At 42.2% G+C, this 12,381-nt stretch carries 14 protein-coding genes; 7 read left to right on the top strand and 7 right to left on the bottom strand.

The features are described 5' to 3' along the window. Nucleotides 1-8 precede the first annotated feature (8 nt). The 4 genes from PHC76_RS02375 to PHC76_RS02390 all read right to left on the bottom strand — a co-directional run bounded on the left by PHC76_RS02375 (nt 9) and on the right by PHC76_RS02390 (nt 4,650). A complete protein-coding gene (locus PHC76_RS02375) occupies nt 9-218 on the bottom strand; it encodes a hypothetical protein (RefSeq protein WP_300209773.1) in 210 nt (69 codons plus the stop codon). Between the two features lie 97 nt (nt 219-315). Next, nucleotides 316-1,308, bottom strand: coding sequence for a tetratricopeptide repeat protein (locus tag PHC76_RS02380; RefSeq protein ID WP_299972596.1), 993 nt, complete (start codon nt 1,306-1,308; stop codon nt 316-318). A gap of 13 nt (nt 1,309-1,321) precedes the next feature. Then, complete coding sequence (locus PHC76_RS02385; RefSeq protein WP_299972595.1) at nt 1,322-3,712, bottom strand: HD domain-containing phosphohydrolase; 2,391 nt, start codon at nt 3,710-3,712, stop codon at nt 1,322-1,324. A 59-nt stretch (nt 3,713-3,771) separates the two neighbouring features. Continuing rightward, entirely contained in the window at nt 3,772-4,650 is an 879-nt protein-coding gene (locus PHC76_RS02390) for a patatin-like phospholipase family protein (protein ID WP_299972594.1), read from the bottom strand. A gap of 146 nt (nt 4,651-4,796) precedes the next feature. Between PHC76_RS02390 and PHC76_RS02395 the strand changes: the two genes are divergently transcribed. The 7 genes from PHC76_RS02395 to PHC76_RS02425 are packed head-to-tail and all read left to right on the top strand — an operon-like array spanning nt 4,797 to nt 10,754. Beyond that, on the top strand, nt 4,797-5,120 hold the full coding sequence (locus PHC76_RS02395; RefSeq protein ID WP_299972593.1) for a hypothetical protein: 324 nt from the start codon (nt 4,797-4,799) through the stop codon (nt 5,118-5,120). Continuing rightward, nucleotides 5,107-5,826, top strand: coding sequence for a glycosyltransferase family 2 protein (locus PHC76_RS02400; protein ID WP_299972592.1), 720 nt, complete (start codon nt 5,107-5,109; stop codon nt 5,824-5,826). Before PHC76_RS02395 ends, PHC76_RS02400 begins: the two co-directional genes overlap by 14 nt. Then, complete coding sequence (locus PHC76_RS02405) at nt 5,823-7,343, top strand: histidine ammonia-lyase (protein ID WP_299972591.1); 1,521 nt, start codon at nt 5,823-5,825, stop codon at nt 7,341-7,343. Before PHC76_RS02400 ends, PHC76_RS02405 begins: the two co-directional genes overlap by 4 nt. Further along, on the top strand, nt 7,340-8,032 hold the full coding sequence (locus PHC76_RS02410) for an SDR family NAD(P)-dependent oxidoreductase (RefSeq protein WP_299972589.1): 693 nt from the start codon (nt 7,340-7,342) through the stop codon (nt 8,030-8,032). Before PHC76_RS02405 ends, PHC76_RS02410 begins: the two co-directional genes overlap by 4 nt. Then, a complete protein-coding gene (locus PHC76_RS02415) occupies nt 8,032-9,258 on the top strand; it encodes a beta-ketoacyl synthase N-terminal-like domain-containing protein (RefSeq protein ID WP_299972587.1) in 1,227 nt (408 codons plus the stop codon). Before PHC76_RS02410 ends, PHC76_RS02415 begins: the two co-directional genes overlap by 1 nt. Before the next feature lie 3 nt (nt 9,259-9,261). Continuing rightward, nucleotides 9,262-9,501, top strand: coding sequence for an acyl carrier protein (locus PHC76_RS02420; protein ID WP_299972585.1), 240 nt, complete (start codon nt 9,262-9,264; stop codon nt 9,499-9,501). 20 nt (nt 9,502-9,521) lie between these two features. Next, complete coding sequence (locus PHC76_RS02425; RefSeq protein ID WP_299972583.1) at nt 9,522-10,754, top strand: lysophospholipid acyltransferase family protein; 1,233 nt, start codon at nt 9,522-9,524, stop codon at nt 10,752-10,754. Nucleotides 10,755-10,855: 101 nt separating this feature from the next. Here the strand turns inward: PHC76_RS02425 and PHC76_RS02430 are convergent, their stop codons facing one another. From PHC76_RS02430 to PHC76_RS02440, 3 genes are read right to left on the bottom strand one after another with little or no spacing between them, the layout of a single operon-like run. Then, the gene (locus PHC76_RS02430; protein WP_299972582.1) at nt 10,856-11,131 is read right to left on the bottom strand and encodes a type II toxin-antitoxin system RelE/ParE family toxin; all 276 of its coding nucleotides are present in this window, start codon (nt 11,129-11,131) and stop codon (nt 10,856-10,858) included. A gap of 5 nt (nt 11,132-11,136) precedes the next feature. Then, nucleotides 11,137-11,370, bottom strand: a complete 234-nt coding sequence (locus tag PHC76_RS02435) for a hypothetical protein (RefSeq protein ID WP_299972581.1) — start codon at nt 11,368-11,370, stop codon at nt 11,137-11,139. A 41-nt stretch (nt 11,371-11,411) separates the two neighbouring features. After that, nucleotides 11,412-12,281 carry a hypothetical protein gene (locus tag PHC76_RS02440; RefSeq protein WP_299972580.1) on the bottom strand — a complete coding sequence of 290 codons (870 nt, stop codon included), beginning with the start codon at nt 12,279-12,281 and terminating at the stop codon, nt 11,412-11,414. Between the last annotated feature and the right edge of the window lie 100 nt (nt 12,282-12,381).

The following is a 12,381-nucleotide window of genomic DNA, read 5'->3' on the forward strand; positions in this document are numbered from 1 at the left end:
ATAGTCTCCTAAAATCGACCGGATAAGTTCAGTGACACAGTATATTTGTCATAGTCATATACGGATAGGGTTGAGTTTGCATGAGTATAATTGGCTTGTAGCTCAGCTGAAAAAATAGAGTTGATGCGTTGAATAAAATTGAATGACCCGTACCATGTGGTATCGTTTCGATACGATTGGAAGAGGGTGTTGTAATCGTCATAATCACGTTTTTGCAAAGAGGTACTAATCTGAGCAATGCTCATCGGTAATATTTGGTTAGTATAAAGGAGTGACGCTCCGTATTGTGTGTAGTTGATATTAACAGCTACTTCTTTATTTTCGATTTGTCGTGATCCTTTTTAATGCACTGGAAGAGGAGGGGTAGTATTCAACTCCATACCCAAACTCTCCCATATGGCTGTCGAGGCTATCAAACTCAAAATAGCGTTTGGTCTCCCCTTTTAATGACACTATTTGACGAAGAGCCGGAGTGAGTGTATAGGTCCATTTTGGTGTGAGTGAGTAGGAGGTATAATAACTTTTCTCTCCAAGGCTGAAACGATCTATTCCACCAATGAGTTCATAGGCAGAACGGCTGGTATTCCATATAAGGGAAGGGGCGTAGGAGAGCAAGAATAAATCATAGCTATGCTCATCAAAATAGCGTCGTTGATAGAGGTTAACATCATTTCGAATGATCATTCCGCCAAGTTCACCAATATCATAGAGGTAGCTAAAGCTTAAGCTCTCTTCATGGGCGCTATCACTGATCGGTTGAGTGTTAAGAAACGTTCCATAGTCCGGGAGGGTGAAGGTGTCAACGGATGAGCTGTAGTTGACATTCGAATCGTACAGTAATCCTCCGCGTGCATTGATAAAGAAAACTCCCCGTTGCTGTTGTTTGGTTATATTGCTGAGATAATATTGGACCGTTTTTTGGACATTTTCAGGAAGTTTGGGTGTTTTAAGCACCTCTTCGAATTGTTCTTTGGATTCGTCGTACAGTTTGACACGGTATTGTGTCTTTGCCAGTTCAAGTTGATTACGGATATTATCGGGGTCAAGATCTTTAACCCGCTCAAATGCAGCGAGAGCCATCGAATACTCTCCTACTTCGTATGCGCTACGCCCTAAGTAAAAGTTGAGTTGAGGATCATCGAGGGCATTTAGATAGAGGGATGAGAGTATCTCATAGGCACTGCTAAAAGATTGTCCATTATAGAGAGTTTTTGCTTCTGTGTAGTGTTGAAGCTCTTCACTATTGAGTGCTGCTTGGGCATTAACAATGAATACACTGGTTACAAATGACAAGAGTAGGTACTTCATGTGGATGTCTCCTTTATAGATTAAAATCAAAGTTGATGGTGTCGATCTTCTCCGGTGGTAAGATCTGAGAAGCATATTTGAGATACAGACCACTTTCATAAAAGAAACGAAAGATATCTCGGTCAATATCATTCTCTTTTGCCATTTGATAGAGAATTTCCATCACTTCAGAGAGTTTTTTGGCTTTTTTATAGGGGCGATCAGAAGCCGAGAGGGCTTCAAAAATATCGGCAATCGCTAAAATTCGGGCTTCAAAACTCAGTTCATCCCCTTTTAGTCCTAAAGGGTACCCTTTTCCGTTGACTTTTTCATGATGACGGGAAGCTATCTCTGCTACGCGGGAAAATTTTCGAGGAAATGGGAGCTGATTGAGCATTTTAAGACTCATTTCGGCATGGTTGTTGATAACTTGACGTTGTTTACCGGTCAAAGTCCCTTTTTGTACACAAAGATTTTCGAGTTCATCTTCATTTAAAATGGGTTCTTGGTGATCTCCGATAGAGAGATTTCGTTTGGCGATAGTATGAATTATCGCCACTTTCTCGTCGCTAAAGAATTCAGAACCTTGGTTGGCTTCGGTGAGGAAATGGTACTCTTCTTCTAACGTTTTAAGGGTGTTATCGTAATCTTCTTGAAACTGTTTTAGATCGTCGTCGTCGGTTGTATGGGCATTTTTTTCCAAATAGGCAATTTTGGCATCCCGTTTTAAAATTTCGTATTTAAGTTTTACCGATTCGATACGGTCATAAATGGTTTCGAGTTTGGTTGATTTGTCGATAATATACTCAGGAGTGGCGATTTTCCCGATATCGTGCATCAATGCGGATAGTTTCAATTCTGTTAATTGGTCTTCGTTGTAGTGCATGTTCGGAAACGTCTCTTGATCCTCATTAATCGCTTTGGCAAGGGCAAGTGCGAGTTTAACCATCCGATTAATATGCCCTGCTGTATAGGGTGATTTTTCTTCGATAGCGACGTTGATGGTATTTAGAAACGATTCGAGGAGAAGCTCTAAATCGTTGATAAGCTGTTGTTTGTTGATAGCAACTGCTGCTTGTGATGCCAGCGATAGCGCCAACTCTTCATCAGAGATGTTAAACGGAGTGATTACACCGTGGTCATCTAATTTATTGATAAGTTGAAAAACTCCGATTAGATTATCTTCGTGATCTTTTAGAGGGACAACCAAGGTGGATACTGAGTGATATCCGGTTTGCTTATCAAAATCGATGGTTCCTGTAAAATCATAGAGTTTAGATGCTCTAATATTGGGGATATTGATTGTCATCTCTTTATTGAGGGCACAAACTACTGCTACCATCGTATGATTTGCTACACCGTTTTGATCAAAAAGATCCAACGATTTCCACTCTATAGCTCCTGAAGTCCCCCCCATAGAAATATTCAAAGTGTCATTCTGGATTACTTTGAAATCGAGTTGTTTGGTTTGAGGATTATAAAGATAGAGAGTTCCCGCATCGGCATGTGTGAGTTTTTTGGCATGAATAATGATTTTTTCCAGAAGAGAATCGATATTTTTTTCCGAAGAGAGGGCTGTTCCGATGGATGCCATTTGTGAAACGATAGAGTAATTGTATTTTGATTGTTTATCCGGGGTTATTTTGGAATCATAAGGGAGGCGATCACCGCTATGGAGGATATATCCTCCGTTGGAAAAAATAGCTAATTCATCCAGTTCATTTTGAATTTCGGTTTCAAAAAGCGGTTTAACATGGATAACATAAACGGTAAAATCGTTACGAACCGAGGTCTGTAGCTCTTCAGATAGGAGTTTAGGGGTAAGATGCTTGCTATCATACGCTAATTTCTCATAGGAGGATGGAAAAGAAACATCAATAACTAATGAATGTATATGTGGATGGTTGTTGAGCAACTCCCAGATTTTTGGACATTTGTAGGTATCGGAAGTAAAAAGGATACCGGTTCCATCGTTTTCAATCATGTAGCCGCAACTTCCACTACAATGGTTTGTTTTAAAAGGGGTTAAGGTAATCCCATCGATGAAATAGGGGGTATCTACCTCTATTTCTATGAGTTCTATGGTTTTAGAAGTGTGTTCAATCAGTCGTATCTCTTCGAAATTCGGCCATACAAAATCGTTTAGAATATGTTCTCTTAAAATAGCAAGGGTCTCTTGCAGAGCATAAATTTTTAAGGGCTTATGTTGTTTGGTGACAAAAAGGTCTGCGAGAAACGGTATATCGATAATATGATCTAAATGGGCATGAGTTAAAAAGATATGCTCAATCGAAAATACTTCATTTTTTAAATAATCTATCAAATTACCGGCATCTATGACACAATGTTCAGAGACCCGTAAACAGGTTGTTCCTTGACTGGGAGTACGTGTGCCGCTTGCACCTAAAAATGTTATCATATCCATAATCTTATCCTCTCCGATAAAACCATTATAATGTAAAAATTGTAAAATTATGTTTGATTCTATTGCAAATAAGCTTCACTAATCACTTTTTTTATTTTAGGGAGAGATGCAAGGGCTGCTTTTTCCCCTTCGAGTATCGCTTGGTGGCGTTGTTCAAATAAAACAGAGCTGAGTGTATTAATCTCAGGTTGGATAACGATAGTAGCCATTTTGAGCTGTTTATCAAGTGCCGCTTGATTCATAATCGAGAAACTTTGATCCAATGTAGCCCAAAAACCTTTATTTCCGTTAGTCGGTTTAGTGGAGATATCGATGGCGATAATGATATCTGCCCCCATGTTTTTAGCCGCTTCAACCGGTACGGGTTGAACTAAGCCTCCATCGACGTAGTTACTGTTTCCGATTTTAACGGGGAGAAATACGTTGGGGATACTGGCAGATGCACGGACGGCTTGCCCTGTGTTGCCGGATCTAAAAACGATAGCTTCACCACTCTCTTTGTTCGTAGATACCGCACCGAAATGGATAGGAAGTTTTTCAATAGGTCTTTGTTGTACTTCATGGTTGATAAATGCTTGGAGCACTTCCCCTTTGATAATTCCAGCGGTGGATAAAGTAAAATCGGTGAGTTGATTTTCTTTTAAACTCATTGCTTTTTGTTGTATCTCGATAGGGGAGAGCCCTGAAGCATAAAGGCTTCCGATAACCGCACCGGCACTGGTTCCGGTGATAATATCGGGTCTGATTCCGTTTTGTTCGAGCACTTTGATAACACCGATGTGGGCGAATCCTTTAGCCGCTCCTCCCCCAAAAGCAATAGCAATTTTAGGTTTGGATTTGGGAGTTTGTTTGGTTGGCGGTGCGATTGGTGGGGTGGGAGAACACGCGGTAAAAAGTAAGCTTATGAGTAATAAAAGTAAATAAAAAGATTTTGACATAGAAAAAACTCTTTCATAAATAATGTAATAGTATTGTACTAAAAATAAACATATCATGATAGATATAGGGTGAATTTAACCAATAGAAAGGGGAAGTTTTAGTATAATAAGTGTGAGTTAGAAGTTATAGAAGGTTATGTTTGGAAATGATAGAGAGTTTCACTGATAAACTTTACACTGTTGAGAGTGCGGAGGAGCGAAGTGTTTCTGTCCGACTTGGCGAAGCTTCCCATCCTATCTTCAAAGCTCATTTTGAGGGGAATCCTCTTTTACCCGCTTTTTTACAGGTGGATATTGCCGCAGAGATTTTGGGTTTTTCGGTCAAAGGAATTTCCCGTTCTAAATTTATGGAGCCGTTATTACCTAATGATGAGGTGGTACTGGAGCATGAAGAGCGTGCAGGAAAAATTCGTGTACGATGGGTAAAAAATGGTAAAATAGCCAGTGAGATAACACTTGAAGTCGAATAGTCTTTGTATTATTATTCCGGTTTATAATAATCCAAATACGATTGCTCAGGTGGTCAATGAGGTGATGGGGTATAGTATCCCCCTCATCGTCGTTGATGATGGTTCAGAGCGTGATGTAGCATCACTGATCGGTGAGGGTGTAACCATGGTGACTCATGAAACCAATCACGGCAAAGGGGTGGCTCTCCGTAGTGGGGCAACCAAAGCGTATGAGATGGGGTATAAATTTTGTCTCACGATGGATGGAGATGCGCAACATTTTGCCGAGGATATTCCGAAGTTTTTGGAAAAATTTTCATCGGATGAGAATGAACTTATCATCGGAGTACGGGATTTTGAACAGTGTAATCCCCCTAAATCTTCAGTGATTGGGCGACGTATCGGCAATTTTTGGGTGTGGGTTGAGAGCGGTGTGTGGGTGAGTGATACCCAAACCGGTTTTCGACTCTATCCGGTAGATTTTCTCCGCTACCCTTCATCAACGACGCGCTATGAGTTTGAGATTGAAAACCTTGTCCGATTTTTATGGAGTGGCGGAAAAGTGAGTGAAGTGAGCGTTAAAACGGTATATGATGAGAGCCGAATTACCCATTTTGATAAGCTCAAAGATAATTTTTATATGACTGTACTGCATACCAAGTTGGTATTACAACGAATTTTTTTGTTTAGAGGAATTTTAAAACACAATGGAGAGAGATTAGCATGACAGTAACGATAAACGACCAATTTATCCCTTTTGAGAATGTTGCCAATGCAACAAGCGTATTGCTCGATTCTGGAGCTTTGTTTAAAGAACGGATTGCAGCAGCAGAAGCACTATTGCTCAAAGAGATTAGCGGTGGGAACCCTATTTATGGTGTCACTACGGGATATGGCGATTCGGGTAAAAATTATCTCGTTTACGAAGATGCACGGACGTTACAGGTAAATCTATATCGCTTTCATGGGTGTGGTGTTGGAGAGATACTTTCCGAAAAAGAGATTTTTAATATCGTTTTAGTCCGTCTCATCAGTATCTCAAAAGGGTATTCTGGGGTGAGTATGGAGCTTCTCGAAGCACTACTCAAACTTCTCGAACATGGTATTTTACCTGCTATCCCTTCTAAAGGTTCTGTCGGTGCGAGCGGGGATTTAACGCCGTTGTCGTACATTGCGGCAACATTAGCGGGTGAGCGTGAAGTGCTTTATCGTGGCGCACTGCGCTCTTCTGCTGAGGTATTGGCGGAGTGTGGTTTGAGTCCATATACCTTTAAGCCTAAAGAGGCATTGGCGATTATGAACGGTACGTCGGTAATGACGGGGATCTTGGTCGTTCAGTTGGAAAATTTCGAAAAATTATTACGTGGTTTGGAGAGTTTTTCAGCGGGATTATTCGAAGCGATGGAAGCGGACACGACCGCATTAGAGCCGTTCGTTCACCAAGTAAAACCGTTTGAAGGTCAAATCAAATGTGCCTCAAACCTCCGTCAAAAATTGGAAGGGGCGACGTTGGTGCATGACCGTCTGACTCGCTACCAAAGCTTTTTTGATGCAGAGCATCACAATATCCAAGACCGTTACTCTATTCGTTGTATCCCTCAAATCCTGGGTGTGGCATGGGATAATCTTGCCATAGCGAAAAAATGGGTTGAGACGGAGATTAACTCGGTGAGCGATAACCCGCTTATCAACTGTGATGAGCAGATTATCTATACCGGATGTAATTTTTACGGCGGTTATATGGCACATTCTGCCGATACTCTCAAAATCTGTTTGGCAAATATGGCGGATTTGCTTGATAAACAGTTCGCGGTGTTGGTCGATGACAAATTTAACCGTGGTTTGGGTGAAAATCTCAAACTCTCGAAAGAACACTATCATCATGGATTTAAAGCAATGCAAATTTCACTCAGCTCACTCAGTGCCGATGTGATGATGCGCATGCTTCCAAGTAGCGCTTTTTCACGCTCCACCGAGTCGATGAACCAAGATAAAGTGAGTATGGGGACAACGGGTGCGTTAGGTCTTAAAGGGGGAATCGAAGAGTTCGCCTCGATGCTTGCCATTGCGATGCTCGGGATTGCTCAGGCAATGGATATTCGAGGATTGGAAAACTTCTCACCGTTTGCCCAATCACTCTATACTAAAATCCGTGCCGTCTCTGCTCCTCTCATCGAAGATCGTCGCTTGGATGGGGATATTATCACGTTACGTGAGATGCTACTTCGCGGAGAGTTGGTGTGAAAAAAGTTCTCATAACGGGTGCGACGGGTGGAATCGGTGAAGCGTGCGCGCGGATGTTTTCCGCTAATGGCTATTTCGTTTATATCCACTATCATAGTAATCAAGCCAAGGCGGATGCGTTGGTTTCAGAACTTGGTAATGCCCAAGCGGTAGGATTTGATATTGCATCATCTACCAGCGTACGTGAAGCGCTAGAGGGGATTACGGTAGATGTCTTGGTCAATAATGCCGGAAAAACCAAAGATAAACTTTTCTTTTGGCTCGAAGATAACGATTGGGATGATATCCTTCAAACCAATCTGACTGGAACCTACTATGTGACTAAAGCGTTGCTCCCAGCGATGCAAAAACAAAAAAGCGGTGCGATTATCAATATCGCCTCCGTGGCGGGGACGGTAGGCAATATCGGGCAGAGTAACTATGCCGCTTCCAAAGGGGGGATGATAGCGATGTCAAAATCTCTCGCTCTCGAAGTGGCACGTTATAAAATCAGAGTGAACTGTGTCGTTCCCGGATTTATCCACTCGGAGATGACGGCAGGATTCAATGAAAAAGATTTTGAAAAAATGATCCCGATGAAGCGGTTTGGCAATGCGGATGAAGTCGCAGAAGTGGTTTTATTCCTCGCCGATAAAGCGAGCTACATAACGGCAGAGACGATCAATATTTCCGGTGGGATGGTGCGATAATGAGACGTGTGGTGATTACGGGAGTCGGATTTTATTCCCCTATCGGTGAGTCGATGGTGGAGCTTCGTCAAAGTTTTGAAGAGATGAAGAGCGGAATACGCTACATGGGTGAATGGGAAGGGGCAAACGGTCTCGAAGCACGTATCGCTGGTGTTGTCCCTGCTAATGATTTTAGTGAGATTCCCCGTGCAAATCGTCGGACGATGGATCGGGTAGCGATGATGTGTGCTCTCTCTCTTAAACGGGCTATTGCACAGAGTGGGCTGGGAGAAGAGGTGATACAATCACCCCGTACCGGACTCTCGTTTGGTTCAGCGATGGGTGGTTTAGAAACACTCTTTGAATATGCCGAAGATGTCTCTCATAATGATGGATTTGGTCGTCAAAACGCAACTGCATTTTTGCGTTTTATGAGCCATACAGTTGCGGCAAATCTGGCAGTGATGTTTGGGATTATCGGTCGTAATATCCCCACGTGTTCCGCATGTACAGCTTCTGCTCAAGCGATCGGCGCAGGGTATGAATCGATCAAATACGGCATGTCGGATGTGATGTTCGTCGGCGGTGGTGAAGGTCTTCATTACGTCGAAGCGGGGATTTTTGACAGTATGGGGGCGACAGCAATCGGATATAACGATAATGCTGAGGCAGCATCGAGACCGTTTGATCAATCCCGCTCAGGACTAGTGGTCGCTGAGGGTTCAGGGGCATTGGTACTTGAAGAGTATGAACATGCCAAGGCTCGCGGTGCTATAATACTGGGTGAAATCGTCGGATACGCTACCGGATGCGATGGAAATCATATTACACTCCCTTCCCAAGCGGGAATGGAGCAGGTAATGCGCGATGCTTTGCGTGACGCCAACATGAATCCCGATGAGATTGGGTATATTAATGCTCATGCAACGGCAACTCCCAAAGGGGATATTTTTGAATCGATGGCGGTTCACAACCTTTTTGGAAGTACCACGCCGATCAGTAGTATCAAAGGGTACACGGGGCACATGTTTGGCGGAGGCGGTGCGTTTGAGACGATTGTGACGTTGATGGCGATTAATGAATCGTTTCTACCCGCCAATAAAAATTTAGAAGAGATTGATCCCGATTGTGCACCGCTGGATTATATTCAAACTCATCGTCACATGCAAATCGGTGCGGCAATGAATAACAATTTTGCGTTTGGAGGGATTAATACCTCTATCATACTTAAAAAATTTCAGGAGTAAATGATGAGTGCTGTATTTGAAAAAGTTCAAGAGATTATTGTAGAACAGTTTGAAAAAAATCCGGATGAGATCAGTGCCGATAAACGGTTGGTTGAAGATTTAGAGTTGGATAGCTTGGATATGTTTGATCTCATTTGTGCATTGGAAAAAGAGTACAACTTCCATTTCGAACGTGAAATGGGCTCATCCATTGAAACGGTTGGGGATATCGTTGCTCAACTAGAAGCACACAAACCTAACTAATCGAAATCCAAGGGAGAGTCATGTTTTTTTCTCTCCTCTATGTCCCTATAGTTGTTGGTATTTATCTCTATTTCGGAGTGAGTACGGCAGGGGTAGTTTTGTCTGTACTTGGTGTTTGTTTTGCTCTTTTGGGATGGTGGAAAGAGCATCATCTTAAAGCGATCATTACCCCATCAATCGCTATTTTTTTAGGATTAAGTGCCTATTTTTCCTCCGATTTTCTCTCGTTAAAACTCTACCCTCTCCTCATTTCATTGCTATTTCTCTCATATTTCACTGTTTCGGTTGTGATGAAGCGGTATATTATCATCAGGTGGGTTGAGAAGTTTAAAAAACGTCCTCTAACTTTAACAGAGAGAGAGGATGTGATTATTTCCCATTGGTTTTGGATAGCAGTATTGGGGCTTAATAGTGCCATACATCTGATGTTGGTTATGAACGCGAATCTAACCTTTTGGGCACTCTATTCGTTTGCGGGATGGTATCTGTTATTTGGTTGTGCGATGATACTCCAACTGGGATTTGCCCATCGACGCGATTTAATTCAGTGGGGACGTAATGGTTGGGGATACGGACTTTTTGCAGGGGTAATCGTGATGGGATTTACGCCTGCGATGGTAGGATACAGTGTTCAACTCCTTACCCATCACCCAAAACCCCATGTGATCTTTCAGCGGGTTACCGCCACGATGTTTCGACTTTTTTTCCGCTTTGCCCCCGGTACGGCAAGGGTTGAACTTTTTAAAAGTGATGCTATTTTAAGAGATACCCCCTATATCTATGCCGCCTCCCATGAATCGTGGCTCGATTACCCTCTGATGGGGGCGTATATCACCGATTTGTATCATCTCACCAACAAAAAAAAAGCGTTTGTGTGGATTATCCGACCTATCGCGATACTACTAGGTGTTATCGATGGCGTAGGGGGAAATCCCCTCCATCAGCTACTCCTAAAACTACGATCCAAAAGTAATGTATTGATATTTCCTGAGGGGTCGCGTAGCCATGATGGAGAGATCCATCCGTTTAAAAACGGAGCATTTTCTCTCTCTCGCGAATCGGGGGTTCCCATCGTCCCAGTAATTATCTCAGGGACGAAAAAATTGGTTCAAAAAGGTTCGATGAACTGGAGCAGTACCAAAGGGGTAGTGATTACCATCACGATGCTAGAACCGATGATGATAGCCGAGGATGAAACGCTAGAGATGTTTAAAGAGCGTGTTTGGAGTGCGATGAGTGCGATAAGAGGGTAGTTTTCTAAAGCTATCATTTTTTTAAGCTTGACATCGATGCCCGCTACAAGCTAAAAACGACACACAGGTGTCCTTTTTTAGATTTCGTCCTGTAAATCGGGTCACAGTCCTCTACGGTATTTTGTCATCCCCAATAAAACGATTTTGGTATCGGAGATTTTATAAGGAACTACATACCCCTTGAAAATACAATCTCGGATTGTTTCATCGTCAAAATAGATGGATTTGCGGTATTTGTAAAGATAGGGTTCAATGCCATAAAGCGTTTCATACAGTTCGTTAACGAATCGGTGAGCGGATGGTTTAGAGTCTTTGGCGATATAGAGGAGGATTTTTTCCAAATCCTCGGCGAATTTTTCGCTTCGCTCCAGTTGCATCGTTGCTAGACAGCTTCGATAGAAGCGTGCATTTTATCCCAAAAACTTTCGTTTATAGGATAGCTATTACCCGCTTCGATTTCGCGAAGTGCTTGTGCGTACTCTTCTTTTTCACGTTCGAACTCTGAGTCTATCGGTCGTGCAATAATCTCAATCTCTTTGCCCTGAAAGAGGAGTTTAAGAGAGTCGAAAAAAGCGGGAGTCATTTCATCGGTATTAAGCCTGAATGTCGTAGTCATAGTTCGACCTTTTGAATTAGTATAAAAAGTATAGCACAACTCTATAAATCCCCCTGTGAAGCAAAAAAATCATAATGGTTAAACCATTGGTCAGGGTATTGTCGGACGATGGTTTCGAGTAATGTTGCATATTCTTGCGCTGTTTTGGAAATGGCTTCTTCTTTAGGAAGGGTGAGATCAAAAGGGGGAATAGTATAGTAATAAATATTGTAGCGGTAATCGCTCTCGCGTAGTGAGAAAAGGGCTATCATCGGAACATTACGGTTGTAGGCGACTTCGAACGGATTTTTGTTAATAAGGATAGATTTTCCTAAAAATTCTACAGCGACCCCTCCATCTGCACGTACAAGACGATCCGCCATCATGGCGACTATCTCATTGTTTTGAAACGCTTTGGCGATACGAACGGCAACGCTGATGGCGCCTTCACTAAGATCGATTATTTTCATAGAGGGGAGGGTGGTATCTTCGATTGATTTAGCAAACTCTTGGATACTCTCTTTGGTTGCTTCGTGCATGACGACATTGATGGGGACATCTTTTTGGGTTGGGACGAGTCCGCACATGCTCCAATCTCCGATATGGGAGAAAAGAAAAAGTGCCCCTTTCTCTAAATGGACAATTTCACTATTATGCATTTGGAAATGGTAACGTGAGAGAAACCGTTTGCTCAAAAAACTATCAGAGAAGACGAGGGCAAAGGTATAAAGATGACGATAATAGAGAAAAAAATTAAATTTTTCGGTGTTAAGAAGATAGTATTTGCGTAAATGGCGCTTGAGAGTAGGGGTGGTCAGTGCGAAATAGAGGACGACAAACCATAAAACAATACGTAAACCCCAATATCCAAAAAATCGAAAAAAAAGATAGACAATGTAAAGTCCAAAGCCGTTACCGCGTTGAGTGCTCATTATTTCCCTGTTGTTTTTTGATGGAATTATAGCCTATTGATTAGAAGCTTTAGCTCGTGACAAGATAGAAAATGTTAAAATATCCCAATATTGATTATTA

This window comes from Sulfuricurvum sp. (genome assembly GCF_028710345.1).
In the GTDB taxonomy this organism is placed as follows: Bacteria; Campylobacterota; Campylobacteria; order Campylobacterales; family Sulfurimonadaceae; genus Sulfuricurvum.